Genomic DNA, 25449 nt, shown 5'->3' with positions numbered 1-25449 from the left:
AATTTTTACAAACCCAAAGCTAGTTTCAAGTTAAATGCAATTACATCCTACCGAAAAACCCAACATCATTATTATAGGTGCTTCTGGCCATGCCAGTGTTATTATCGATATTATAGAAAGGCAAAATGAATACACCATTTTTGGTTTAATCGATTCTTTTAAGCCTATAGGATCCAAACTGTTTAATTATGAAGTTTTAGGAACAGAGGATAACTTACCTGATTTAATTAAAACAAACCAAGTTATAGGAGGTATTATTGCTATTGGTGATAATTTTGATCGCCGCCAAATGCATTTAAAAATTGAAGCATTACAAGTAAATTTTAAATATATTTCGGCTATTCACCCCAATGCTATTATCGGAAAAGATGTTACTATTGCTGAAGGCGTTTCAATAATGCCAGGATCTATAGCCAATGCGAATGCATCTATTGGTGCGTTTTGTATTTTAAATACGTCGTCTTCTTTAGGTCATGACTGCATTATGAAACCTTTTTCTAGTTTAGCGCCTGGTGTAAATGTAGCAGGACATGTAAGTCTTCAAACTTGCAGTTCAATCGGGATTGGTTCTTGCGTAATTGGTGGCATTACTATTGGCGCTCATACGCATGTAGGTGCCGGATCTACTGTTATTAAAGATATTAGCAGCTTCAAAATTGCGTATGGAAATCCTGCTCTAGAAATAAGAGATAGACATGAAAATGAAGGGTATCTTAATAAAAAGAAAGACCTTTCATCTTAGAGTAAACTTCGTTTTTTAAGCTGATTTTTTAAGCTTGTCTATAAATAGGGAAATACGTTTTACTAGAAATTTTAGACTTTGGCGCACTAGCTTCTTTTGGACCATTCACTATATGATCTAGTTCCTTATAAACTTTAGTATTTACCACCTTTCGTCCGGTATAAAACAATACATCGCCATCATTAGGGAAAAATGTTTTTTTGTAATGATACAGGTTATCATCATCTTTTCTTCCACCACCTAAAACATAGTACTCATGCCCTATTTTACGCGCCCAATTCATAACTTCTATTTTCAAGAAATCGTTTGGTCGATAATTAAAATAATCTGCTAATGTACCTCCAAGATAAGAATACATGGTGGTTCTTAAAATCAAGATAAGCTCAACAGAAATAGCAATATCATCTTTATAAACAAAAGCTAAGGCAAAATTATCTTTATTTCGTTGAACGATATTTTTAAAATATTCTAAAGAATAAAAGTACTCTGAAGCAGCACCAATCCGCGTCATGGTTTCAATATAAACACTATGAAAGCATTCTATGGCTTCTAAATTTGCACTATCTTGAGTAATTTCAAAACGCAAACCATTAGAAACCGCCTTTCTATAATTATTTCTTACTTTAGGTTTAAAAGCATCCCATTGTGCTTTTTCATCAGGAATGATATAACCTTTTACATTTGATAATGTAGGCACTAATTTACCAGAATAGAACTGGTAATTATTGTTTAAACTAAAACGTATAAATTCACAAACCACATTATGTTCCTGATACCAAAGATCAACTTGGTTCCAAAAATCTAATAAATAAGCTCGGGATGTATTTTTATTGTATAAAGGACCACTATAGCCATAAGGAGAAATAACATCATAATATGTTTCCCCTTCAACTTTATGCTCTATTTCTCGTAATCTAAAAGGCATTAGAATTATAATGTTTCCATTTTCTTCTAATGTGAAATACCCAAGTTGGTTGTCACTTAACTCATCTATATTTCCAACTATAATTTTATAAAACGGATATATTTCCTTAAATAAATTTACCTTAGACAGGTATTCGCTTAAATCTTCCTTGTTTTGTATTTTCCTATAAACTAAGTTCATTAAAATTATTCAATTTTTTTAAAATTTCTGGAATTTGTTTTAAGCTATTAATAACAAATAAGGGTTTTAATTTTTCTTCTAAATCGAATGTTTGTTTATGAATGTTTTCGCCACTATCTACTAAACAGATACTTATCCAGTTTAAAGCATTGGGCGCAATGAAATCTTTTTTAGTATTATCACCAATATAAATGTACTTATAATTTTCTCCGTATTTATCTAAATAAAAGTTAAAATTTTTAACATTAGGTTTTTCTGAACCAAACTCTTCAGAAATAATAATATCGTCGAAATACTCGGTTAAACCTAACGCTTTTAACTTACTTCTTTGTTGAATACTCCTACCGTCTGTAATTAAACCTATTTTATAAACATTCGTTTTTAAATAAGTTAAAATATCTTGATGAGATTCTGTTAAAATAATATTTGGTTCGTGGTTTCTATAAATATCAAGTAATGCAGATATTGTAATTTCTTCAGATTGAACAAAGTCTAAAACCGTTTGAAAAGGATTATCACCATTATAATAAGATGTAATCATTTTATCATAAATAGCTTCCGACTCAAAATCACTTTTTTCAGAAATGTATTGCGATATTTCTTTGTAAGCAGATTTTAAAAAATTAATTTCTTTGTAAAGTGTATCATCTAAATCAAATACAAATACTATTTTATTCTTTGTAGTCATGTACCAAAACTTCTTTATCGTAGCGCAGCATTAATAAATTCTCTTCCCAATCGGCAAAATATTCGATAGTGATATCCTCTTCTTGTAAATACTCTTGAATTAACCATTTTGGATAATTAGCACCTACAAAATAAGATAAAGGGTATCCGCCTCCAAAACGTGCGTTTATTTCTATACCAAAAATTTCATTAGTTTCTTTATGCTTGAAGAACTGAGCGGTTAAACAACCAATAGCACCATCAATAAAACTTAATCTTTCTTTTAGGTAATCTACCAAAGCACCTTTTTCGGCAACACACTTATTAACTTCACCATCTCTTACTTCAATACGTTTTCTTGGAACAATACATTTTAAGTTATGGGTTTTATCATAATACAAATCACAAGTATATTCATCAAATTCATTATGATCTAAATATTTTAAAAACATTAAATCATCATTTTTAAAATGATACTTTGTTAATTGCTCATGCTTTGTAATGGTATATGTATCTATACTTCTACTTCCGTTTTTCGGCTTAATAAAAATAGGTAACTTATAATCATATTTAGAATACTCTTTTGCTATTTGAACATTATGATCTTCAAAAAACACATGAATTTCACGTTTATCTCGACACATTTGAACAAACTCTTCAGAAGCCACAATCACTTTAATGCCATGATCTGAAAATTGCTTTTTCTTTTTAGCCAATAAAAGTAATTCGGTATCAATTGTCGGGATTACTAACTTTATATCATTATCTAAACAAACCTTAAGCAGACGATCGAAATAACTTGCATCGCTAACTAATGGCATTTGAAAAGATTGATCTGATACTTGACATGCCGCAGATAGTTTAATGTTAAAATCGGTTGTCATCACCTTGCCTTCTGGAAATACAGCCGTTAATTCTTTTTGAAAAGCTTCAACTAATGAAACGCGTCTTCCTGCTGATGTAATTAATATATTCATAATAAAATATACCTGTATATGATTTGTTTGTAATAAATTAAATTTCTACACCTATTTTGATAAAAAATAAGCATTGTGTCTACACATAAGACCCCAAGTATATACGAGGGAAACCCAAGTTTAGACTTTATTATTTAACATTTTTTTTTAATTTTATTACTCCCAATTTAAAATCGTTTTAAGTACAGATATCTACCTTAAAACGCCGTCTATATTTTTAATATGTGGTAAATATAGGGCAATAATAAAAAACGAATCAAAATTATTCTTTCAAATACTTTTAACAGGGTTAACTTGTTTGTTATGAAATTTTATACTACAATTAATCTGCAGAAAAGCTTTTAAACGCATTAACAACACATTCAGCAATTAGATTTCGACCATGATTATTCCAATGTTGATCATAAACTAAAGTTGGTGGTGTTTTTGAGTTATTTAAAGACTCACCAAAATCTATATATTTAAAACCATGATCTCTTAAATAAGTTAAGAAAACTTGTGGTGTTTCACTCTTATCCAAAAGCAAAACATATTTAGATTTATCATAACCATATTTTTCAACCAGCGATTCAAAATTCTTTATATACTTAGCTTGCTTCTCCTCTATGTCTTGAATCGTTTCTGGTTTAGGTTCAGCAACGACTTTAGAGCTATTCTTAAAAAAAGAAATAAGTTTTCCTGGAAACTTTTTAACTGGATCTAAAATTCCGATACCTTGTGCATATACCAAAAGTTTTATTTTTCTAGCATTTTTATACATAGAAGATTCTAAACGCATACGGTCGTAAATAACTTTATATTCATCACGAAACAAATCGTCACGAAAACGAATACCCAAAACCACGTAATCAATTTTATCAAAGGCATCTTTATATTGATGCATTAAATGAAGTTGATCTGCAAAATCGTAACCAGCATAGCCATACTCGTAAACTTCAACACCATCCAATTGGTTTTCAATTTTCTTACCAACAGAATCGTAATAATCTTGATGAAAGCCTTGGATGAAAGAATCGCCAACTAAAGCAATTTCAGTTTTATCCATAGTGGGATTAAATTCACGATACGAATTATAACCCGATTTATTAATATGGTATTCAGCAAAATTCATCCTTCTATTCCCTGTTACCGAATAACCGCCTTGATTGGGTTCCCATTTTTCAACATTAAACTCATCAATATAACGTGCTGGGCTATCTTTTCCTAAGTGAAGTACACGAACAAAGAGCTCTAACGCTACTAAAATAAGTATGAAATATAGTCCGGATTTAAATATTAGTTTTTTCATAAGTATTAAAATTGGAAATATATAAATGAACGATCTATACCACTATCATAAAACAACATCATCACGAAAACCATAATGGTGTAAACCAAAAACCGAACATATCTGTTTTTAAAGTTGAACGGTGCACGCTCATCTCTTCTAATAATAAATTCATAACATAAAAACAGCACAACCAGAATGTAGTAATCTACCATTCTGTAACCATTTGGATGAAAATATGGCGCTGAAGAAAACTCTGTTAATCCGCCTATAAAACTAAAAGCATCTCCAATAGATGCCGACCTAAAAAATATCCAAGCAATGGTTACAATAAAAAAGACACCAAAAACACTCAAAAGCTCTTTTACAGATGGCAACATGGTATGCTGAGCAATCACTGTGTTTTTATACTTGGTGTTATTACCTAAAAGCAAAACAGGAATAAATATTAAAGCATGCACTAATCCCCATAAAACAAAGGTCCAATTGGCACCATGCCAAATTCCACTTACCAGAAAAATAATAAATACATTTCTAATGGTTTTTAATTTCCCTTCTCGAGACCCACCAAGTGGCACATAAATATAAGCCTGAAACCAAGATGATAATGAAATATGCCAACGACGCCAAAATTCAGCAATATTTCTTGAGAAATATGGAAATTTAAAGTTAGACATAAGCTCTATACCAAACAGTTTGGCTGTACCGATAGCAATATCTGAATATCCACTAAAATCACCATAAATCTGGAACCCGAAGAATATCGCACCTATTAATAAGGTAGAACTTGGGTAAGAACCATAGTTTGAAAAAATATCATCCACAATTGGACCCAAAGCATCTGCAATCACTACTTTTTTAACCAATCCCCAAAGAATTAATTTTAAACCAGAAACAGATTGCGCATAACTAAAATTACGCTTATTTGAAATTTGCGATAATAAGTTTGAAGCGCGCTCTATAGGCCCTGCCACTAACTGCGGAAAGAAACTTACGAATGCCGCAAATGATAGAAAGCTTTTGGTTGGCTTAAGTTTTCTATAATAAATATCAAAAGAATACGACATGGTTTGAAACGTATAAAACGAAATCCCTACCGGAAGAATCACTTTTAGCGTCCAAGTACTTTGCATGGTATAACCTAGCGTAGAAGCTAAATCTACCCAAGAATCAATAAAAAAGTTATAATATTTAAAGAAACCTAATAACCCTATATTAAACACAACACTACACCATAGCCAACGTTTTCTACGCGTATCATCATCAGTATCATGTATTTTATGACCAATAATATAATCGACAATAGTACTTAAAAGAATTAATGAGAGAAAACGCCAATCCCAAATACCGTAGAAAAAATAGCTTGCAACAAGCAAGAGTATATTTTGCCCTTTTAGACTTTTCTTAAGGACAAACCAGTATAGAAAATAAACAACAATAAGGAATACAAAAAATTCAAATGAATTAAATAACATGGGTTGGTTTTGGTTAGGTCACTCTGTAATATTAATAGCAAGTATAAATATCTTATATATAATGTATAAACAAAAAATATTTCTACAAAATACCTATTATCAGCTATAAGAAACCGTTTCCATAAAAAAAGCCCTTTCTATTTAAATAGAAAGGGCTAATATTTATATTTTTTAATGCGTTACCTACATATCACTGAAAATAGAATGCATCAGTCGTTTTTTATCATTAATACTTTCTTCTAATGATATCATTGTTTCTGTTCTATAAACACCTTCAATATCATCTAGCATAAAAATAACTTCTTTCGCATGCTCTGTACTTCTAGCTCTAATTTTACAGAAAATATTAAATTTCCCAGTAGTAATATGCGCTACAGTAACATAAGCGATCTCGTTTATACGTTCTAAAACGAATTTAGTTTGCGAGGTGTTGTTTAAATAAACGCCAACATAAGCAATAAACGAATAACCTAATTTTTTATAATCTAATGTTAAAGACGAACCACGAATAATTCCTGCTTCCTCCATTTTTTTAACACGTACGTGAACAGTACCTGCAGATATTAATAATTTCTTTGCAATGTCTGTAAACGGAATTCTTGTGTTATCGATTAACATATCAAGAATTTGGTGATCAATCTCGTCTAACTTTATTTTCCCCATAATTAACTATTCTTAAATAAAAAGCGAAAATAATACATTTTTGTTAATAATTACACACTTTAACTGCGCTTTATTTCATTAATAATGATATTTTTTGGTTATTAATTATTACGAAAACGTTTTCGTAACCAACTTGTATATCAATTCCTTCCCCATCTAACACAGCTAAACCTTTAGCATCAAATTCTTTATGCCCATAAAAGTTGTTTAAGTTTTCAACTTTATCAACTTTTGGTAAAAATTCAATTCGGTTATCAACTAATTTCTCTTGATATAGAATACCAATATCTGTACTTTTTTCTTCGGAAGTATTTTCAGCTTTTACGTTTCTTATAATAATATCATAAAAACACTTACCGTTCTCCGGAATATTAAAATAAGCCTCGTGCTTATCGCCAGTAACGTCGTTTTTAGCGATGTAATCTAAAGATGCTAAGTAAGACGTATAAATCAACTCACGAGTCACCTCACGACCGTAATCATCTTTACAATGTCCTGCTTCAAACAGAATAGTTGGCACATTTTCACATTGAAACGCATCACCAACACAGTTTAAGTTAAAAGCATCATCATACACACCTACTCCATTTGGTATTATAGCTTGTAAAGCTTTATCCATTACAGCAATCACCTCCATAGCACGTTTTCTATTAGGCGTTACCGTACACGCCTGATCTTGCGCAGGCGCTAAAAACGATACGCTAGCCAACTTATTTGTGTTGCCTGCACTAAAAATAGTGCGCTGCCCGTGCAAATTATAGCAAAAATGTGGTTTAAACTTAGTAAATACATCGCGTAACACCTTACTTTCAGGTTGCGTAAGGTTTTGTGCATCTCTATTTAAATCGACTTGATTGGCATTTATGCGTGTATAAGCGTTAGCACCATCGGGATTTAAAATTGGTATTATATATAAGGTACAGTTTTCTAAAATGTGGTTTAAATTAGAATCCTTATCCAATAAGCTGTTTAATAAATCAAAAATAGCTTTGGTTGTTGTCGATTCGTTTCCGTGCATTTGCGACCACATTAAGATGCATTTTTCACCTTCACCAATTTTTAGCCCATAAATAGATTCATCCAAAACAGAGGTTCCAATCACTTCAATAACGATCTCTTTTTCTAGGTTTTCTAAAAGTGGTTTAATATGATTGTTGGTGATATAGCGATGTGATAAACGCGATTCTTTGTGTTTTAAAAACAAGGATTTTATAACTTCTAATTTCATGTGTTTTATTTATGATACAAATGTAAACAATTACTAATTTACAATTGTAAACACTAAAAATCAATACATTTGTTTACATTAGTATACAATTTCAGCCTGCGATTATATATAAAAAACAACGGATTCGTAAAAATCTAACTAAACAACTTATTTTCAGATAATTAAATACCAATATTTAAAGCTTAACTTGTACGTTGTCAGCAGTTTTAACACATTTAATGTTACCGATTAACATATAATTATTACATTTGTAACATCAAATACCAGAAACCCGAATTTACAATGATAAACAGCGAAGCTTTCATTAAAAGACTCCAAAAAGTGATGGAATACTACGGAGAATCTGCCTCTTCTTTCGCTGAAAAAATTAGTGTGCAACGCTCTAGCATTTCACATATATTGTCTGGTAGAAATAAGCCGAGTTTAGAATTTGTTCTAAAAACCCTTACCGCTTTTCCGGAAGTAGAATTGTATTGGTTGATGAATGGCAAGGGTGAATTTCCTGCTCAACAAAAAACAGCTCAAGAAATTAATACACCAACTCCACCTCAAAATACCGCTATTCCAAATCCTCCTAAAACCGAAAGCATCCAGAATAGTTTAAATCTTCAAGTAGATAGCGATAAAACAATTGAGCGTATTGTTATTTTTTATTCCGACGGAAGTTTTAAAAACTATCAGAATTAAAGTAATTTTGCATTTCAAGATATACCTATGAGATTTCTATACCTTTTACCTGTGCTTTTTCTTTTTAACTGTTACGAGTCTGCTCGCGAATGCAAAGATTTTAAAACAGGCGCATTCTATAGCGAAGTCACTATTAATGATGTAATCTACAAATCGAGGTTTAAACGTAGCGAAACACTACAAGTGGAAGTCTATGACAGCAAAACAGATTCGTCGCAACTAAGATGGATTAACGACTGCGAGGTGATCTTTAAAACCATAAACCCAAAGAATATGGCAGAACAAAAAGATATTCACTTAAAGATACTAACAACTACCGATTCATCTTACACTTATGAATACTCGTATGTTGGAGAAACTAAAAAACAAAAAGGAATTGCCTACAGAGAAGAATAATCTATGGCAATGGATATAAAAAAGACTCTACTAAATTAAACTTGAGTTCTTTATCTTCAGTAACGCGATACGTTATAAAAAGTTCACCCCAGAATTCACCATCCGAGAAATCGGCGATAATCCATTTATGGTTTAGCATTTTTACTTTATTAATTAACATACGTCGCCCTTCGCTAGATGCATAAGGAATTAACGGATGTTCACCCTTCACTTCATTCAAAGCATAAAGTTCATCTTTTATAAACGGAATTAATTCTTCAACATTAAATCCATCACGCTCAAAATAGCTCAAAGCATCTTCATTACGTTCTAAATTGAAATACGACAGATTTGAAATTTCAGTATTTAAAACCAAAACAGAATCTTTATACTTTTCAACTTGTACTTTTTGCTTACCGAGTTTATTATTCATATCCTCAAAAACACGTTTCGCGTTAACGTATTGAAACAATACAAGTAACATCGCAAACACAAACAAATACATGAAAATCTTTTTCGTCATAGGGTAATTTTATAAATTTAATTCTAATTCATCATAAGCCAAAAACACATTTTCAGGAAGCGTTTTTTCAACCTCGTCGTGAAAACCTAATAAATGACTAATATGCGTTAAATATGCTTTTTCAGGATTTACTTTTTCTATAAAAGCTAAAGCTTCCTCTAAGTTAAAATGCGAGTGATGCGGTTCAATACGCAACGTATTCACCACTAAAATCTTTACGTTTTTAATTTTTTCAATTTCAACAACTTCTACACGCTTCATATCGGTGAGGTAAGCAAAATCTTTAAACCTAAATCCAAAAACTTGCAAACCACCATGCGTTCCATTTACAGGCATAACCTCTAAACCTCCAAGACTAAAAGGCTTATTTTCAATTTCGTTTACCGTGACAGCCGCCGCACCAGGATATCGATTTTCTGTTTTAAACACATAATCGAAACGTTGCTTTAGAGAATCTAAAACCCGCTGATGCGCATAAATAGGAATATCGCCTTGTCTAAAATAAAACGGACGAATATCATCAAACCCCATTACATGGTCAGAATGTTCGTGCGTAAACACAATAGCGTCAATTTTTTCACAACCCGAACGTAGCATTTGATATCTAAAATCTGGCCCGCAATCTACAACGCACGTAAACCCATCCCATTCTACTAAAACGGAAACACGTAAACGCTTGTCTTTTTTATTGTTACTTAAACAAACCGGGTGCTTACTCCCTATTATTGGAATACCTTGCGATGTGCCTGTGCCGAGAAAAGTGATTTTCAAAAGTGTGAATTTTGAAACAAAAATAAACTTATTTTTTTGTTTAGCATACTTATTTAATACCTTTGTCAGTACGGACCTAACCTATATAATATATGGATATTACCATTAAAGGCGATAAAGAGTTTAATGATATTCCCTCGTTAAAATCTAAAGCTCTTCGGATTAACTTAAACGAAAACATTTACGGAACATTTGCAGAAATTGGCGCAGGACAAGAAACTTGTCGTCATTTTTTTAGAGCTGGTGGTGCCTCAGGTACTATAGCCAAAGCAATGTCTGCTTACGATAAGGATTTTAGTGATGCCATTTATGGTGTTGAAGACGACGGACGCTACGTAACAGAAGCACGTTTACGCAAAATGCTTACCCATGAAATGGACCTCATGGAAAATCGTTTAACTCGTGAAAAAAATCCGAATAAAATATTTTTCACATACGCTAACACCGTAGCGACTATTGATTTTGCTAAGCAATTCAAAGGTCATGGTTGGGTAGGTATTAAATATCAAGTTGAAGCCACTGGCGAATACAACGAAATTATTTTACACCTCCGTTTTAAAGAAACCGATGCACGTTTACAACAAGAAACGCTTGGTGTTCTAGGAACCAACTTAATTTACGGCGCGTTTTACAAATACAACGAACCTAAAAAATTACTACGTTATCTATACGATCACCTAGATAAAGACCAAATAGAAATAGACACCATTAACTTTTCGGGACCTGTATTTAAAAACATAGATAACCGTTTAATGAGCTTACAACTTGTAAAGAACGGCATGACCGATGCGGTAATGTTCGGACCAGATGGTACAAACGTACTTCCTGCTCGTATATTCTACAAGAAAAACATTTTAGCGCTACGTGGAAGTTTTAGACCGGTAACTAAAGTGAACATGGCTATGTATGAGAAATCATACGAAATGTTCATTAAAGAAAACAAGGTAGATGAAGATAAAACGGTTGTGGTTTTCGAAATTACCCTATCTAATTTAAGAGCAGAAGGTGAAATTGACGAACAAGATTTTATAGATCGTGCAGATTTACTATGTTCTCTTGGACAATCGGTTATGATATCTAACTTCCAAGAATACTTTAAGGTTGTAGAATACTTCTCTAACTACACCAAAGCAAGAATGGGTCTTGCTATGGGCGTTAGCAATTTGGTAGATATTTTCGACGAGAAATATTACAGACATATTAGTGGTGGTATTTTAGAAGCCTTCGGAAAGTTATTCTTTAAAGATTTAAAAGTTTACTTATACCCAATGAAAGATCCTGCAACGGGAGAACTTATTACAAGTGAAAACTTAAAAGTTTATCCACGAATGAAGGAGCTTTACAAATTCTTTAAATACAACGGAAAAGTTATTGATATTGAAGATTACGATGAATCTATCATGAATATTTTCTCGAGAGAAATCTTAAATAAAATAGCAAACGGAGAGCCAGGCTGGGAATCTATGGTTCCAGAAGGCACCGAAGATTTAATTAAAGAATACCGTTTATTTGGCTACACCAGACGCCCTTTAACACTAAGCAGAAAAAGAAAGTAATACTTTACATAAAACGCAAAAACGGCTATACTTCAACAATATAGCCGTTTTTTTTATTTCTACTTTTAGCGTTTACTCTAAAATTTGAGCTGAATGATCTTTTGTTTTCACTTTTTCAATTACGCGCTCTACAACACCATTTTCATCAATTAAAAAAGTCATTCTATGGATACCGTCGTAAACGCGACCCATAAACTTTTTTGGCCCCCAAACGCCAAAAGCGTTAATTACCGTTTTATCCTCATCAGCTAATAGCGGAAATGGAAATTCGTGTTTATTTTTAAAATTAGACTGGCGTTTAGCAGAATCTGCACTTACACCCAATAAAGCATAACCTTTTTCTTTTAAAACCTCATAATTATCTCTCAAATTACAAGCTTCTACCGTACAACCTGGCGTGCTTGCCTTTGGATAAAAAAACACGACTAGCTTCTGCCCTTTATAATCGCTTAACGAAATGGTATTTCCTTGTTCATCTAATGCCGAAAAATTAGGAACGGCATCACCTTGTTTTAGTGTGTTCATAGTATTAACTTTGGTTTCTAAAACAAAAGTACAATTTATGACTAAACAAGAAAAGGTAAACTTTGTTATTAATACACTTTATAAACTTTACCCAGAAATACCAATTCCTTTAGACCATAAAGATCCGTACACACTACTTATTGCCGTGTTAATGTCTGCACAAAGTACCGATGTGCGTGTCAATAAAATTACACCTCTATTATTTGAGCAAGCCGACAACCCTTATGATATGGTTAAACTTACCGTAGAAGATATCCGCGAGATTATAAAACCCGTTGGTCTATCACCTATGAAAAGCAAAGGTATTCACGGTTTATCGCAAATATTAATCGACAAATACAATGGTGAAGTCCCAAAAACGTACGAAGCTTTAGAAGAACTACCAGCCGTAGGCCACAAAACCGCTGCTGTAGTATTATCTCAAGCCTTTGGAATTCCGGCATTCCCTGTAGACACACACATACATAGATTGATGTATCGTTGGAATTTAACCAACGGAAAAAACGTAGTACAAACCGAAAAAGATGCCAAACGTCTATTTCCAGAAGAACTTTGGAACGACCTCCATTTACAAATTATTTGGTACGGACGCCAATATTCTCCAGCACGAGGTTGGGATTTAGAAAAAGATATTATCACCAAAACCATAGGCAGACAGTCGGTTCTTAACGAATATTACAGTAAAAAGAAAGCCTAGCGCTACGCCTTTAAAGAACTTAAGTAAACATTAAGTTTCGTAAAACTTATTTAGTATTTTTACAAACCAACACCAAACTAAACAGCATTCACTAAAGCGAAGCGTTTCCTATATATTATTTCTGTTGAAAATTTAAAAGCATACGCCTTCGCAAAACATCCTATTAATAAAATAAAACATAAAATATAATGTCTACAGCAAAAAAAGAATACAAAAGAATTACGGTAAAAACATTGATTGACATGAAAGCCAATGGCGAAAAAATATCAATGCTAACCGCTTACGATTACACTATGGCCAAAATTGTAGATGGCGCTGGTGTAGACGTAATTTTAGTAGGCGATTCTGCAAGTAATGTAATGGCAGGTCACGAAACCACGCTACCAATTACTTTAGACCAAATGATTTACCATGCATCATCTGTAATTCGCGCCGTACATCGCGCACTTGTTGTAGTAGATTTACCTTTCGGAAGCTACCAAAGTGATCCAAAAGAAGCGCTACGTTCTGCAATTAGAATCATGAAAGAAAGTGGTGCACATTCAGTAAAACTAGAAGGTGGTCGTGAAATTAAAGAATCTATTAAGCGTATTTTAAATGCAGGAATCCCAGTAATGGGCCACTTAGGCTTAACACCGCAATCTATCTATAAATTCGGAACTTACACCGTTAGAGCTAAAGAAGAAAAAGAAGCTGAAGATTTAATCGAAGATGCAAAAATGCTAGAAAAAGTAGGCTGTTTTGCTATTGTATTAGAAAAAATACCCGCAGCTTTAGCTAAAAAAGTAGCCGAAAGCGTAAACATTCCTATTATAGGTATTGGCGCAGGAAACGGTGTTGATGGTCAGGTTTTAGTTTTACACGATATGATTGGTATGACGCACGAATTCCACCCAAGATTTTTACGTCGTTATTTAAATTTATATGAAGACATGACGGGCGCACTATCTCAATACGTAGAAGATGTAAAATCGAGTGATTTCCCAAATGAAAGCGAACAATACTAATTGTTTATTTCATTTAAATTTCATCTAAAACATTAAGCATAAACCCGTGCATTTTATAAATGTCTAGCAAAATACTATCAAATAAAGACAACCTTCAGGTCATTTTTGAAGATAATCACATTATTATCGTCAATAAACGCGCCGGAGATATTGTACAAGGCGATAAAACCGGCGACAAACCATTAAGCGAAGTTGTTAAGGAATATATTGCTCAAAAATATAACAAACCAGGCAACGTCTATTTAGGCGTTGTCCATAGGTTAGATAGGCCAACTACGGGAATTATTGTGTTTTCTAAAACCAGTAAAGCCCTACCGCGGTTAAACAAGCTTTTTGCCGACAAGGAAGCTAAAAAAACCTATTGGGCTGTAGTGAAAAATGCGCCACCAAAAAACGCAGACACGCTTACACATTGGTTAAAAAAGAACCCCAAAAATAACAAATCTTACGCGCATAATAAAGAAGTGAATGAGAGCAAAAAAGCCATTCTTCATTACAAAACGCTAAAGAAATTAGACCGTTATATCCTGTTAGAAATCAATTTAGAAACAGGCCGACATCATCAAATACGCTCGCAATTATCAACCATTGGTTGCCAAATAAAAGGCGACTTAAAATACGGTTTTGATAGAAGTAATAAAGACGCAAGCATCCATTTACATGCGCGACATTTAAGCTTTATTCACCCTGTAAAAAAAGAACCTATTCAAGTTACAGCACCTTTACCTAAAGATCCAATTTGGGATGCGTGCACTGTTTAAAATCAAAATGTTACCATTTTTAAAAACACCTTTTAACTTCAACTAAAAACCTCTCGCCATTTGAAAGCTATTCCTGAAATTATCGTCAAGCAAAAAGAGTATTTTAAATCTGGAAAAACAAAATCTGTTGCGTTTCGAATTTCAATATTAAAAGCTTTAAAAGAAGAATTAGAAGCTAACGAGCAAGCGGTTTTTAACGCCCTAAAATTAGACTTTAAAAAATCGGAATTTGAAACTTACCTAAGCGAATACAGCATGGTAATGTCTCAATTAAATTTGGTGATTAAAAATCTAAAAAAATGGGCAAAACCACAACGCGTATCTAGTAGCCTGCTCCTATTTCCGGCAAGCAGTTTTATTTATAAAGAACCTTATGGTAGCGTTTTAATTATTTCACCCTGGAATTACCCGTTTATTTTAGCTTTAGAACCTCTAATACTAGCCATTGCAGCAGGAAATACTGTAGTTTTAAAACCAAGTGAACTTACCGAAAATACTTCGAGACTTATTTCTAACCTAGTAAAAAATGTGTTTTCTGAGGGATTAGTAACTAGCATAGAAGGCGGCGTAGATGTTGCCACAGCCCTACTAAACCAACGTTGGGATTATATTTTCTTTACAGGAAGTGTTTCCGTTGGAAAAATTATAGCTCAGGCCGCCGCAAAACACCTTACACCAGTTACTTTAGAATTAGGCGGAAAATCACCATGTATTATAGATGATACTGTAGATTTGAAACTTACCGCCAAACGCGTGGTTTGGGGCAAATTTTTAAATGCTGGACAAACCTGTATTGCACCAGATTATATTTTAGTTAAAAAACAGATAAAAACGGATTTTACAAAGGCTTTAATTGAAGAAATAAAACAAGCTTACGGCAACGATATTAAAGCTTCGGAAGATTTTCCTAGAATTATAAATCAGAAAAACACCCAGCGTTTGGCAAATATGCTAAACCAAGAAACCATTAGTTTTGGTGGAGAAATAGATGAAACCACGTGCTACATAGCACCTACACTACTAGATAATCCCGATTTGGATAGCCCTGTAATGCAAGAAGAAATTTTTGGACCTATTTTACCGATACTTACTTTTGAAACCGAACAAGATATTGAATCTGTAATTTCTCAATATGAAAAACCACTTGCCTTTTACGTATTCTCGAACAATAAAGCCTTTTCCAAAGATTTAATTGAAAGATTTAGTTTTGGTGGCGGCGTAATAAACGATACGCTTATGCATTTCGGAAACGATAAACTCCCCTTTGGAGGCGTTGGTTTTAGCGGCATGGGAAATTACCATGGTAAGTTTGGTTTCGATACATTTTCGCACCATAAATCCATTGTAAATCGTAAAAATTGGATAGATCCACCGGTGCGCTATGCGCCATACCAGGGCAAACTTAAATGGTTGAAGTTATTTTTTAAATACTTCACATAAAATTAAAAGAAAATAAAACGAGAAATATTACAGCAACGGGTAATTTAAAATTAAAGTTACACCATGCTCAGGTTGCGATTCTAAACTAAAAGCGGCGCCAATTAAATTAGCACGACTACGCATATTAATTAAGCCAGAACCTTTCTCTACGGTATCCATATTAAAGCCTACACCATCATCTTTAGCTGTGATTTTTAAATTTTTATCGGTGTATTCTAAAATAACATTTAAGTTCTCGGCTTGAGAATATTTCACGGTATTAGATAAAAACTCCTGAAGAATTCTAAATATAATAATTTCGTGCTTTCTATCTTCAAACTCAATCTTGTCTCCAATAACTTTTAATTCCGCGGAAGCGAACTTTAGTTTATTAAGTCGGTTTAACTCATTAGAAATCGATTTCTCGAAACCAATATTTAAAATCACCTCATTATTTAGAGTTTTAGAAAGCGCTCGCACCTCTGATAAACTCTCACTTATTGCAGCAGTAGTATCTTTAAATTTATCACGCACATCGGCATCGACCTGCATTTTTAAAATACTTAATTGCATACTTGCAAAAGACAACAACTGCCCAACATTATCGTGCAGCTCCCAACCTATATTCTTTAAGGTTTGCTCTTGCGTTTCTGTTTGCGCACGTGCAATTTCCGACTCAAAAGCCTGTTGCTGCTTTATACGATCTTCGAGCAATTTGTTTTTTCGCTTTAAAAACACTACAAAAAATACCACCACTAAAGCCGTGATAATTACCAAAACGGCAACCATATAAATTAATAAATATCTCTCGGAAGCAGTACTTGCTAGTCGTTCTCCGGTTTGCACCATATTAAAGCAAAGGTAAAAGTTAAATACATAGTAATATTGGCAATTAAATAAATCTGCCATCTTAAAAAGATAAAATTCCAATCTAAACGGCTCATATACACATCGTAAAACACCAAAGGTGTAATAATTAGCCACCAAATAAAAATAGCAAAACTAATATAGAAATTTAGCGATTTGTAAAAGGTGAGTATTTTATCGCTCTTCAATACCTCTATAAAATAGCAAACCGTACATAAAAAAATAATAAAAGCCCCAAAAACACTAATAGCAGGAAATAACATGATAAAATAATCGTCCCAATTAAAAGCAATATAGCCTATTGAAAACAACAAAAAGCTAAAAGCAGCTATTTTTACCATCTTTTTAAAAACGTCCGTTTTCAAAACTCTATGATAATAAAATGCAAAAAACATAATAGCCCCTATTTTCCAAAACAACGTACCCCACCAATAATTTTTAACAAACACCGTACCTTGCAAAAAACCAAACAATCCATCATTTTTAATATAACGTACGTAATTAGAGGCAAAATCACACAAAGTCAAATACACCAAAAAGTATATAAAAAATTTAGCAACTGTAGGTTTATACTTTTTTAAAAAAAGCAAACCTGTAACAGCTGCTAAAACTTCAACTCCAGTTGTTATTGGGAATTTATACGTTAATAAAAATTCTTCCATACAAAGTGCTTATCAAGGATACCCCCTTTCTCCTGTCCCACCTTCATTCAATGGATCTACCGGAATATCTTCATCCTTATCACCTCTAAGCGAAATATTTAAACTACTTGCTTTAGCAGTGTTTTTATGACCTGTTGGCACAATAAACATGGTGTTTCTGTTTTTCTTACCAGGTTTTCCGTTTTTTCCGTAATTACCTAAATATACGCGTAAACCCGTCATGGTATATCCTACACTATCCGATTCTTTTTCAGCGAAAGCGATATAATCTTCAATGTTTTTTAAGCTCCACATTACAGAACGCATGGGCTTTCTTTTAGAATTATCGTCTAACTCTATTGTAGAGTCTATTTCTTTTGGATTGTTTTGTTCCCAATTCGCACTTAATTCTGTCGCTTCTAGAATTGTAATGGTTCCGGTTGGGTTATCAATTTCTGCTACAGCGCCTTCTAATGGCCTTGGACAAAAATAATAAGTTAATGCAGCTCCTATAACAAAGCCTAAAATAATGCACACTAAATTCTTCATAAATGTTTGGTTAAAATGGTTAGGTTTCCGCTAATGTAGTAAAAAGATTTATCCATCTTAAATTAGTTGAACACAATTAGAAAATAAAGTAGTTTTCCGTATGAAAAACCTTAAATATTAGCTTAAATAATAAAATTTTCGGCTAAAAATTAATCGCTGTAGTATATTTCACTTCATTTATAACAAACATACTATGTGTACTTCCTATATGATTTATGGAAGTTAACTTCTCTACCATAAAGGCTCTAAAGGCCACCATATCTTTAACGATAACCTTAAGCAAATAGTCGTACTCACCACTTAAATGGTAACACTCTAGCACTTCATGCAGCTTAGCCACTTCTTTTTCAAACTTTACCACATAATCTTGACTGTGCTGCACGAGTTTTACGTGGCAAAACACTACAAAATCGCGTTCAATTTTACTTTTACTTACTAAAGCAATATAACCCGATATAAAACCCGCTTTTTCTAGTTTTTTAATACGCTCGTAAACCGCTGTTACCGATAGGTTTAATTTATTAGCAAGTGCCTTATTGGTTTGTTTACTGTCTGTTTGCAGGTACTCTAGCAGTTTTTTATCGGTAGTATCAAAAATCATAATCGAAAATATTTCTTAAAAATAAGGTTTAAACAACAATGTACTGAAATATATTCCGAATAATTAAATTAAAACAGATTTATTTTCCTATAAAATAGAATCCGCTTGTTTTACAATCTAATATAAGCCTACTTTGTGTAAAACATAAAACAACCACCTATGGCTTTTAAACCCGCAAACAACATTCAAGATTTACAATATTTTGGAGAATTTGGAGGTGTTAACCCTTCCATTTCCGACTCGTCTACATACACCTTTCTATCAGCAAAAACCATGTTTGATACCTTTGAAGGTAATGCCGATGGTTGCTACCTCTATTCGCGCCACTCCTCGCCTTCTAATTTATATTTAGGCGAAGCTTTAGCTGCTATGGAAGGCACAGAAACTGCAAATGTTTCGGCTTCTGGCATGGGCGCTATTACTCCGGTTTTACTACAATTATGCGGTAGCGGCGACCATATAGTATCGAGCAGAACCATTTACGGCGGCACGTATGCGTTTCTTAAAAATTTTACACCGCGTTTTAACATCGCTACTAGTTTTGTAGATATTACTAAGCTAGACGCTGTAGAAGCTGCTATTACCGAAAAAACTAAAGTATTGTATTGCGAGTCTGTTAGCAACCCGCTGCTAGAAGTTGCCGATATTAAAGGTTTAGCGGCTCTTGCTAAAAAGCATAATTTAAAATTAGTGGTAGATAACACGTTTTCGCCACTATCTATATCGCCTGCCATTTTAGGTGCCGATGTTGTAATACACAGTTTAACCAAGTTTATTAACGGATCTAGCGATACGGTTGGTGGCGTGGTCTGTGGTACACAAGAGTTTATTAACGATTTAAGAAACGTAAACAGCGGAGCTTCTATGCTTATAGGCGCTACCATGGATAGTTTGCGCGCATCGTCGGTATTAAAAAACCTAAGAACATTACATATTAGAATGCAGCAACACAGTAAAAACGCGCTGTATTTAGCTGAAAGATTTGAGCAATTGGGTTTAAAAACCGTTTATCCTGGTTTAGCCTCACACCCATCGCACACGCTATTTAAAAGCATGATGAACGCGGCTTATGGTTTTGGCGGTATGCTAACACTAGATGTTGGTTCTGCTGAAAAAGCAAATGCGCTTATGGAACTTATGCAGAATAAAAACTTAGGTTATTTAGCGGTAAGTCTTGGATTTTATAAAACGCTTTTTAGCGCTCCAGGAAGCTCAACATCGTCCGAAATACCAGAAGAGGAACAGAAAGAAATGAGCCTATCGGAAGGCTTAATCCGTTTTTCTATAGGCTTAGATGATGATATTGAACGCAGTTTCCAAACCATGAAATCCTGCATGATTTCCTTAGATATTTTAAAGTAATTTTCAACAAAAAAGAGTAAACCTTAGCATCAAACTAATGGTTTACTCTTTTGTATTAAAATAAAGTATATCAATATTTTAGAGTGAATAAAAATAGATTTAGTTTTTATCTTCTAACAAGGGTACAAATCTAAACTCACCAAACTCTTCTTGTTCAAATTCTTTGGGCCCTTTTCTAATAAAAAGTGTCATAATTTGAACATCATCGCCCACAGGAATAATTAAGCGTCCGCCAATTTTTAACTGACTCAACAATGGTCTTGGTACAAAAGGCGCGCCAGCAGTTACAATAATACTATCGAAAGGCGCTTCGGTTTTTAAACCAATATAACCATCGCCAAAAATGAGTTTTTTAGGTCGGTAACCCAATTTAGGCAAAAACTTGCTCGTTTTTTTAAATAGCTCGTTTTGACGCTCTATACTATACACTTTTGCTCCTAATTCGCACAAAACCGCGGTTTGATATCCGCTACCTGTACCAATTTCTAAAACTTTATGCCCAGGTTTTATTTGCATTAACTCGCTTTGAAACGCCACCGTATAAGGTTGTGATATGGTTTGGTCTGCAGCAATCGGAAAGGCTTTATCTTGATATGCATGATCTAAAAAACTAGAATCCATAAACAAATGCCTTGGTATTTTAGCTACAGCAGCCAAAACCGCATTGTTGGTTATGCCTTTGTTTTTTAATACATTAACGAGTTGTTGTCTTAATCCTTGGTGTCTAAAAGTGTCTTTCAATGGTTGGGAGGTTTTACAGGGTTAAAATTAGTCAAAGATTTCTAAGGGTAAAACAATTTTATAAGAATTTATTTTTAACAATAATCCGAAGAAAATTTTAAGCCCAATTAAGCAAAAGGACGTTTTAATTATGTTATTTTTGTTGAAAACCTATTATTATGCTAAACGCTGGAGTACTTGGTGCTGGTCATCTTGGAAAAATTCATTTAAGACTACTTAAACAATCAGAAAAATATAATCTTGTCGGGTTTTATGATGCCGATGAAGCCAACGGAAAACTTGTAGAAGCCGAGTTTGGATACAAATTTTTTAGTTCTATAGACGCCTTAATCGACGCTGTAGACATGGTAGATATTGTAACCCCAACCCTATCGCATTACGATTGCGCAAAGCGAGCTATAGCAAAGGGTAAGCATGTTTTTATTGAAAAACCAATTACTAATACCGTTGAAGAGGCTGAACATATTAGAGAACTTTTAGCCGAAAATAATTTACGTGGCCAAGTTGGGCACGTAGAGCGTTTTAACCCAGCTTATTTAGCCATAAAAGACGATATAAAATCACCGATGTTTATTGAAACGCATCGTTTAGCAGAATTTAACCCGCGTGGTACCGATGTGCCTGTGGTTTTAGATTTAATGATACACGATATCGATATTATTTTAAGCGTTGTAAAATCTAAAGTAAAACATATTTCTGCCAGTGGTGTTTCTGTAATTAGCGACACACCAGATATTGCCAATGCACGTTTAGAGTTCGAAAACGGCTGTGTTGCCAACCTTACGGCAAGCAGAATTTCACTTAAAAAAATGCGTAAAGCGCGTTTTTTCCAAAAAGACGCTTATATTTCTGTAGATTTTCTTGAAAAGAAATGTGAAGTGGTTAAAATGAAAGATGCTCCAGAAGTACCTGGAGATTTCGATATGGTATTACAAAATGCTGAAGGCGTTAAAAAACAAATTTATTTTGATAACCCAAAAGTAGCCGATAATAACTCTATTTTAGATGAATTGGAAACTTTTGCACACGCCATAAACACCAACACCACACCAGTTGTAACCCTACACGACGGCACAGAAGCTTTGCGCGTTGCAACACAAATTATTAATTGCTTTTAATACAACTGTAGCTTAAGCAATAGAAATTCTAAATAGTTTAAAGTTTTCGCTTACGCGGAAATAAAAAAAATTACCAGAATGAAAAACATAGCAGTTATTGGCGCAGGCACCATGGGAAATGGCATTGCGCATACTTTTGCGCAAAGTGGTTTTAGCGTAAACCTTATCGATATTAACGAAGCAGCCCTTAAAAAAGGCATGGATACTATTGCGAAAAATTTAGATCGCATGGTGACTAAAGAAAAAATTACCGAAACCGATAAAAACAATACGCTTGCCAACATTACCACGCATACAGCAATACCTGATGGTGTAAAAAACACCGATTTAATTGTAGAAGCAGCAACCGAAAACCTCGATTTAAAACTGAAAATTTTTAAACAATTGAGTGATGTTTGCGAGCCTAACTGTATTTTAGCAACCAACACCTCTTCTATTTCTATTACACAAATTGCTGCCGTAACACAGAAACCAGAAAACGTAATTGGCATGCATTTTATGAATCCGGTGCCTATTATGGCTTTAGTTGAAATTATTCGTGGTTACAACACCAGCGATGCGGTTACAAAAACCATTATGGATCTTTCTGCTAAACTTGGCAAGACACCTGTAGAAGTTAACGATTACCCTGGGTTTGTAGCAAACCGTATTTTAATGCCTATGCTAAACGAATCTATAGAAACCTTATACAATGGCGTTGCTGGCGTAAATGAAATAGACACCGTAATGAAACTTGGTATGGCGCACCCTATGGGACCGCTACAATTAGCCGATTTTATTGGCCTAGATGTTTGTCTTTCTATTTTAAACGTGATGTACAACGGTTTTAAAAACCCAAAATACGCACCTTGCCCACTATTAGTCAATATGGTTAATGCAGGAAAACTGGGTGTAAAATCGGGCGAAGGTTTTTACGATTACTCGGAAAACAGAAAAGCCGAAAAGGTTTCAAAGCAATTTTTGTAGGCACTATTTACAAAATAGACAACAAACAAAATATATAATATAATGAGTGTTAACGACAATCTCCTTCATATAAAATCAACTTTACCAGAACACGTAACGCTTGTTGCTGTTTCTAAAACCAAACCAGTTTCTGATATTATGGAAGCTTACAATGCGGGACAACGCATTTTTGGTGAAAATAAAATTCAGGATATGGCAGACAAATATGAAGCCATGCCAAAAGACATCCAATGGCACATGATTGGGCATGTACAGCGTAATAAAGTGAAATACATGGCGCCTTTTGTAGCTTTAATTCATGGTGTTGATAATTTTAAATTACTTGAAGAAATAAGCAAACAAGCGTTAAAACACGATAGAGTTATTAATTGCTTGTTACAAATAAAAATAGCTTCGGAGGATTCTAAATTTGGTTTAGCGCCTCAAGATGCTATCGATATTATACAATCGGAAGCTTTTTTAGCTTTAAAAAACGTGAATATTACAGGTGTTATGGGCATGGCGACCTTTACAGATGATGAAACTCAAATTGAAAGCGAATTCAAATTACTGAAATCTACTTTTGATGATTTAAAAACGATAAACCCCAATAATAGCGCCTTTACAACCATTTCCATGGGAATGAGTGGTGATTATAAATTGGCAATTCAATGCGGAAGTACCATGGTTCGTGTTGGAAGTAGTATATTTGGTTTAAGGAATTACTAATACACATGATGGCCCGCAGTATACAGACGGCAATTTAAGCACCGCCAATTACACACGGACGATTACATACAAAAAGAAAAGCATTTGTACGCAATAGTAGATATTGAAACCACAGGTGGTAAATTTAACGAAGAAGGCATCACCGAAATTGCCATTTACAAGTTTGACGGCCACGAGGTTGTCGATCAATTTATAAGTCTTGTAAACCCGGAACGTGAAATCCAGCCCTTTGTTGTTAATTTAACTGGTATAAACAGTAAAATGCTACGAGATGCGCCTAAGTTTTACGAAGTTGCTAAACGTATTATAGAAATTACTGAAGATTGTATTTTGGTGGCGCATAATGCGCAATTCGATTATCGTATTCTAGGCACGGAATTTAGACGTTTAGGTTACGATTATAAACGTAAAACACTCTGCACTGTAGAACTTTCTAAAGATTTGATACCAGACCAAGCTTCTTACAGTTTAGGCAAGCTTGTGCGCTCTCTTGGCATTCCGGTAACCGATAGACACCGTGCTTCTGGCGATGCACTAGCTACGGTAAAACTATTTAAACTTCTACTTGCTAAAGACACCTCAAAAAATATTATTCAGCAATCTGTAAAGCTTCATAAAAAAAACAAGCTAGATTCTAAGTTTTTAAATATTTTAGATACCCTTCCATCGGTTACTGGCGTATATTACATACATAATGCCGAAGGCGATATTATCTATATTGGTAAAAGCAATAATATTAAAAAACGCCTAAACCAACACTTTACAGGCACCAACTCGAAGTCTAAAAAACTACAACGATTAGTAAGTACCGTCACCTTTGAATCTACCGGAAGTGAACTTGTAGCACTTCTAAAAGAAAACGAAGAAATAAAACAAAACAAACCACTATTTAATAGAGCATTACGTCGTTCTATTTTTACACATGCTTTATATAGTTTTGTAGACAAAAACGGCTATATAAATTTAAAAATTGATATGGCCGATGGTCGTAAAAAAAACATAACCACGTTCACCAATAGACAAAGCGCAAAGAGTTTTTTAACCCACGTTGTTGAAGAATACAAACTATGCCAAAAACTAGCTGGACTTTACAAAACAAAAACAAGTTGTTTTAGTTACGATATTAAAGAATGCGCAGGTGCTTGTATTCAAAAAGAAGCACCCGAAGCATACAACGAACGCGTAAATGCTTTAATTGAAAAGCATAGCTACGTTAAAAAAAACATGGTAATTATTGATAGAGGTCGCGACATCGATGAGCGCAGTGCTATTTTAATTGAAAACGGTGTTTTTAAAGGACTTGGCTTTGTTAATTTAAACTATCAAATTAATAATATTGAGGTACTAGAATCCATTATCACTCCTATGGAAAACAACCGTGATGCACAGCATATTATCAAGAATTATATTCGTAAAAACAAACGATTAAAAATTATAAACTTCAATTAACAC

Annotated in this window: 28 protein-coding genes; 13 read left to right on the top strand and 15 right to left on the bottom strand. The window is 33.7% G+C overall.

The window, feature by feature from the left end:
* Positions 1-34: 34 nt before the first annotated feature.
* Positions 35-742, top strand: coding sequence for an acetyltransferase (locus tag V6246_RS02800; protein ID WP_341558859.1), 708 nt, complete (start codon positions 35-37; stop codon positions 740-742).
* A 28-nt stretch (positions 743-770) separates the two neighbouring features.
* Here the strand turns inward: V6246_RS02800 and V6246_RS02795 are convergent, their stop codons facing one another.
* From V6246_RS02795 to V6246_RS02765, 7 genes are all read right to left on the bottom strand, one after another.
* Positions 771-1847 carry a GNAT family N-acetyltransferase gene (locus V6246_RS02795; RefSeq protein WP_341558858.1) on the bottom strand — a complete coding sequence of 359 codons (1077 nt, stop codon included), beginning with the start codon at positions 1845-1847 and terminating at the stop codon, positions 771-773.
* Positions 1831-2535, bottom strand: coding sequence for an HAD family hydrolase (locus V6246_RS02790; protein ID WP_341558857.1), 705 nt, complete (start codon positions 2533-2535; stop codon positions 1831-1833). The genes V6246_RS02795 and V6246_RS02790 overlap by 17 nt, the downstream gene beginning before the upstream one ends.
* Positions 2519-3490 (bottom strand): ATP-grasp domain-containing protein, encoded by a 972-nt coding sequence (locus V6246_RS02785; protein ID WP_341558856.1) that lies wholly within the window; start codon positions 3488-3490, stop codon positions 2519-2521. Before V6246_RS02785 ends, V6246_RS02790 begins: the two co-directional genes overlap by 17 nt.
* A 322-nt stretch (positions 3491-3812) precedes the next feature.
* On the bottom strand, positions 3813-4778 hold the full coding sequence (locus tag V6246_RS02780) for a hypothetical protein (protein ID WP_341558855.1): 966 nt from the start codon (positions 4776-4778) through the stop codon (positions 3813-3815).
* Positions 4779-4783: 5 nt separating this feature from the next.
* Positions 4784-6133 carry an MBOAT family O-acyltransferase gene (locus V6246_RS02775; RefSeq protein ID WP_341558854.1) on the bottom strand — a complete coding sequence of 450 codons (1350 nt, stop codon included), beginning with the start codon at positions 6131-6133 and terminating at the stop codon, positions 4784-4786.
* A gap of 282 nt (positions 6134-6415) precedes the next feature.
* Positions 6416-6895 (bottom strand): Lrp/AsnC family transcriptional regulator, encoded by a 480-nt coding sequence (locus V6246_RS02770; RefSeq protein WP_042494949.1) that lies wholly within the window; start codon positions 6893-6895, stop codon positions 6416-6418.
* 70 nt (positions 6896-6965) lie between these two features.
* Positions 6966-8123 (bottom strand): M14 family zinc carboxypeptidase, encoded by a 1158-nt coding sequence (locus tag V6246_RS02765; RefSeq protein WP_341558853.1) that lies wholly within the window; start codon positions 8121-8123, stop codon positions 6966-6968.
* Positions 8124-8405: 282 nt separating this feature from the next.
* On the opposite strand from V6246_RS02765, the gene V6246_RS02760 reads away from it, so the two are divergent.
* Positions 8406-8810 carry a helix-turn-helix domain-containing protein gene (locus V6246_RS02760; protein WP_042494948.1) on the top strand — a complete coding sequence of 135 codons (405 nt, stop codon included), beginning with the start codon at positions 8406-8408 and terminating at the stop codon, positions 8808-8810.
* 27 nt (positions 8811-8837) lie between these two features.
* Positions 8838-9206 (top strand): DNA topoisomerase IV, encoded by a 369-nt coding sequence (locus tag V6246_RS02755; RefSeq protein ID WP_341558852.1) that lies wholly within the window; start codon positions 8838-8840, stop codon positions 9204-9206.
* 1 nt (position 9207) lies between these two features.
* On the opposite strand, the gene V6246_RS02750 is transcribed toward V6246_RS02755, so the two are convergent.
* Both V6246_RS02750 and V6246_RS02745 read right to left on the bottom strand, forming a co-directional pair.
* The gene (locus V6246_RS02750; RefSeq protein WP_341558851.1) at positions 9208-9708 is read right to left on the bottom strand and encodes a hydrolase; all 501 of its coding nucleotides are present in this window, start codon (positions 9706-9708) and stop codon (positions 9208-9210) included.
* Positions 9709-9717: 9 nt separating this feature from the next.
* Complete coding sequence (locus tag V6246_RS02745; protein WP_341558850.1) at positions 9718-10479, bottom strand: MBL fold metallo-hydrolase; 762 nt, start codon at positions 10477-10479, stop codon at positions 9718-9720.
* Between the two features lie 92 nt (positions 10480-10571).
* On the opposite strand from V6246_RS02745, the gene V6246_RS02740 reads away from it, so the two are divergent.
* On the top strand, positions 10572-12035 hold the full coding sequence (locus V6246_RS02740) for a TonB-dependent receptor (RefSeq protein WP_304404731.1): 1464 nt from the start codon (positions 10572-10574) through the stop codon (positions 12033-12035).
* A 72-nt stretch (positions 12036-12107) separates the two neighbouring features.
* On the opposite strand, the gene bcp is transcribed toward V6246_RS02740, so the two are convergent.
* On the bottom strand, positions 12108-12560 hold the full coding sequence (gene bcp, locus V6246_RS02735) for a thioredoxin-dependent thiol peroxidase (RefSeq protein WP_341558849.1): 453 nt from the start codon (positions 12558-12560) through the stop codon (positions 12108-12110).
* 37 nt (positions 12561-12597) lie between these two features.
* On the opposite strand from bcp, the gene V6246_RS02730 reads away from it, so the two are divergent.
* From V6246_RS02730 to V6246_RS02715, 4 genes are all read left to right on the top strand, one after another.
* Positions 12598-13257 (top strand): endonuclease III domain-containing protein, encoded by a 660-nt coding sequence (locus V6246_RS02730; RefSeq protein ID WP_042506973.1) that lies wholly within the window; start codon positions 12598-12600, stop codon positions 13255-13257.
* A 188-nt stretch (positions 13258-13445) separates the two neighbouring features.
* The gene (panB, locus tag V6246_RS02725; RefSeq protein WP_042494940.1) at positions 13446-14264 is read left to right on the top strand and encodes a 3-methyl-2-oxobutanoate hydroxymethyltransferase; all 819 of its coding nucleotides are present in this window, start codon (positions 13446-13448) and stop codon (positions 14262-14264) included.
* Positions 14265-14323: 59 nt separating this feature from the next.
* Positions 14324-15025 (top strand): RluA family pseudouridine synthase, encoded by a 702-nt coding sequence (locus tag V6246_RS02720; protein ID WP_341558848.1) that lies wholly within the window; start codon positions 14324-14326, stop codon positions 15023-15025.
* Between the two features lie 69 nt (positions 15026-15094).
* A complete protein-coding gene (locus V6246_RS02715; RefSeq protein ID WP_445818989.1) occupies positions 15095-16465 on the top strand; it encodes an aldehyde dehydrogenase in 1371 nt (456 codons plus the stop codon).
* A gap of 27 nt (positions 16466-16492) precedes the next feature.
* Here the strand turns inward: V6246_RS02715 and V6246_RS02710 are convergent, their stop codons facing one another.
* The 4 genes from V6246_RS02710 to V6246_RS02695 form a co-directional block, all read right to left on the bottom strand.
* Positions 16493-17293: a sensor histidine kinase gene (locus tag V6246_RS02710; protein ID WP_042506961.1), complete on the bottom strand. Its 801-nt coding sequence runs from the start codon at positions 17291-17293 to the stop codon at positions 16493-16495.
* Positions 17269-17973, bottom strand: coding sequence for a hypothetical protein (locus tag V6246_RS02705; RefSeq protein WP_341558846.1), 705 nt, complete (start codon positions 17971-17973; stop codon positions 17269-17271). The genes V6246_RS02710 and V6246_RS02705 overlap by 25 nt, the downstream gene beginning before the upstream one ends.
* Before the next feature lie 12 nt (positions 17974-17985).
* A complete protein-coding gene (locus tag V6246_RS02700; protein ID WP_341558845.1) occupies positions 17986-18501 on the bottom strand; it encodes a hypothetical protein in 516 nt (171 codons plus the stop codon).
* 142 nt (positions 18502-18643) lie between these two features.
* On the bottom strand, positions 18644-19102 hold the full coding sequence (locus V6246_RS02695) for an Lrp/AsnC family transcriptional regulator (RefSeq protein WP_341558844.1): 459 nt from the start codon (positions 19100-19102) through the stop codon (positions 18644-18646).
* 159 nt (positions 19103-19261) lie between these two features.
* Between V6246_RS02695 and V6246_RS02690 the strand changes: the two genes are divergently transcribed.
* Positions 19262-20464, top strand: coding sequence for an aminotransferase class I/II-fold pyridoxal phosphate-dependent enzyme (locus V6246_RS02690; RefSeq protein ID WP_341558843.1), 1203 nt, complete (start codon positions 19262-19264; stop codon positions 20462-20464).
* Positions 20465-20563: 99 nt separating this feature from the next.
* Here the strand turns inward: V6246_RS02690 and V6246_RS02685 are convergent, their stop codons facing one another.
* Complete coding sequence (locus V6246_RS02685) at positions 20564-21205, bottom strand: protein-L-isoaspartate(D-aspartate) O-methyltransferase (protein ID WP_042494933.1); 642 nt, start codon at positions 21203-21205, stop codon at positions 20564-20566.
* A 158-nt stretch (positions 21206-21363) separates the two neighbouring features.
* Here V6246_RS02685 and V6246_RS02680 point away from each other — a divergent pair, with 158 nt between their 5' ends.
* The 4 genes from V6246_RS02680 (at position 21364) to V6246_RS02665 (ending at position 25446) form a co-directional block, all read left to right on the top strand.
* Positions 21364-22323 (top strand): Gfo/Idh/MocA family oxidoreductase, encoded by a 960-nt coding sequence (locus tag V6246_RS02680; protein WP_042506507.1) that lies wholly within the window; start codon positions 21364-21366, stop codon positions 22321-22323.
* Positions 22324-22401: 78 nt separating this feature from the next.
* Positions 22402-23289: a 3-hydroxyacyl-CoA dehydrogenase family protein gene (locus V6246_RS02675; protein WP_341558842.1), complete on the top strand. Its 888-nt coding sequence runs from the start codon at positions 22402-22404 to the stop codon at positions 23287-23289.
* 42 nt (positions 23290-23331) lie between these two features.
* On the top strand, positions 23332-23997 hold the full coding sequence (locus V6246_RS02670) for a YggS family pyridoxal phosphate-dependent enzyme (protein WP_341558841.1): 666 nt from the start codon (positions 23332-23334) through the stop codon (positions 23995-23997).
* Positions 23998-24081: 84 nt separating this feature from the next.
* Entirely contained in the window at positions 24082-25446 is a 1365-nt protein-coding gene (locus V6246_RS02665) for an exonuclease domain-containing protein (RefSeq protein ID WP_341558840.1), read from the top strand.
* The last annotated feature ends 3 nt before the right edge of the window (positions 25447-25449 follow it).

This window comes from Algibacter sp. TI.3.09 (assembly GCF_038154905.1).
In the GTDB taxonomy this organism is placed as follows: Bacteria; Bacteroidota; Bacteroidia; order Flavobacteriales; family Flavobacteriaceae; genus Algibacter.
The sequence above is the reverse complement of the archived record's forward strand: the minus strand, read 5'-3'. Positions and strand labels throughout refer to the sequence as shown.

Excerpts from the sequence above, each read along its gene's own strand:
- V6246_RS02800 (WP_341558859.1), top strand. The coding sequence starts at position 35 with ATGCAATTACATCCTACCGAAAAACCCAACATCATTATTATAGGTGCT.
- V6246_RS02795 (WP_341558858.1), bottom strand. The coding sequence starts at position 1,847 with ATGAACTTAGTTTATAGGAAAATACAAAACAAGGAAGATTTAAGCGAA.
- V6246_RS02790 (WP_341558857.1), bottom strand. The coding sequence starts at position 2,535 with ATGACTACAAAGAATAAAATAGTATTTGTATTTGATTTAGATGATACA.
- V6246_RS02785 (WP_341558856.1), bottom strand. The coding sequence starts at position 3,490 with ATGAATATATTAATTACATCAGCAGGAAGACGCGTTTCATTAGTTGAA.
- V6246_RS02780 (WP_341558855.1), bottom strand. The coding sequence starts at position 4,778 with ATGAAAAAACTAATATTTAAATCCGGACTATATTTCATACTTATTTTA.
- V6246_RS02770 (WP_042494949.1), bottom strand. The coding sequence starts at position 6,895 with ATGGGGAAAATAAAGTTAGACGAGATTGATCACCAAATTCTTGATATG.
- V6246_RS02765 (WP_341558853.1), bottom strand. The coding sequence starts at position 8,123 with ATGAAATTAGAAGTTATAAAATCCTTGTTTTTAAAACACAAAGAATCG.
- V6246_RS02760 (WP_042494948.1), top strand. The coding sequence starts at position 8,406 with ATGATAAACAGCGAAGCTTTCATTAAAAGACTCCAAAAAGTGATGGAA.
- V6246_RS02755 (WP_341558852.1), top strand. The coding sequence starts at position 8,838 with ATGAGATTTCTATACCTTTTACCTGTGCTTTTTCTTTTTAACTGTTAC.
- V6246_RS02750 (WP_341558851.1), bottom strand. The coding sequence starts at position 9,708 with ATGACGAAAAAGATTTTCATGTATTTGTTTGTGTTTGCGATGTTACTT.
- V6246_RS02740 (WP_304404731.1), top strand. The coding sequence starts at position 10,572 with ATGGATATTACCATTAAAGGCGATAAAGAGTTTAATGATATTCCCTCG.
- bcp (WP_341558849.1), bottom strand. The coding sequence starts at position 12,560 with ATGAACACACTAAAACAAGGTGATGCCGTTCCTAATTTTTCGGCATTA.
- V6246_RS02730 (WP_042506973.1), top strand. The coding sequence starts at position 12,598 with ATGACTAAACAAGAAAAGGTAAACTTTGTTATTAATACACTTTATAAA.
- panB (WP_042494940.1), top strand. The coding sequence starts at position 13,446 with ATGTCTACAGCAAAAAAAGAATACAAAAGAATTACGGTAAAAACATTG.
- V6246_RS02720 (WP_341558848.1), top strand. The coding sequence starts at position 14,324 with ATGTCTAGCAAAATACTATCAAATAAAGACAACCTTCAGGTCATTTTT.
- V6246_RS02710 (WP_042506961.1), bottom strand. The coding sequence starts at position 17,293 with ATGGTGCAAACCGGAGAACGACTAGCAAGTACTGCTTCCGAGAGATAT.
- V6246_RS02705 (WP_341558846.1), bottom strand. The coding sequence starts at position 17,973 with ATGGAAGAATTTTTATTAACGTATAAATTCCCAATAACAACTGGAGTT.
- V6246_RS02700 (WP_341558845.1), bottom strand. The coding sequence starts at position 18,501 with ATGAAGAATTTAGTGTGCATTATTTTAGGCTTTGTTATAGGAGCTGCA.
- V6246_RS02695 (WP_341558844.1), bottom strand. The coding sequence starts at position 19,102 with ATGATTTTTGATACTACCGATAAAAAACTGCTAGAGTACCTGCAAACA.
- V6246_RS02690 (WP_341558843.1), top strand. The coding sequence starts at position 19,262 with ATGGCTTTTAAACCCGCAAACAACATTCAAGATTTACAATATTTTGGA.
- V6246_RS02680 (WP_042506507.1), top strand. The coding sequence starts at position 21,364 with ATGCTAAACGCTGGAGTACTTGGTGCTGGTCATCTTGGAAAAATTCAT.
- V6246_RS02675 (WP_341558842.1), top strand. The coding sequence starts at position 22,402 with ATGAAAAACATAGCAGTTATTGGCGCAGGCACCATGGGAAATGGCATT.
- V6246_RS02670 (WP_341558841.1), top strand. The coding sequence starts at position 23,332 with ATGAGTGTTAACGACAATCTCCTTCATATAAAATCAACTTTACCAGAA.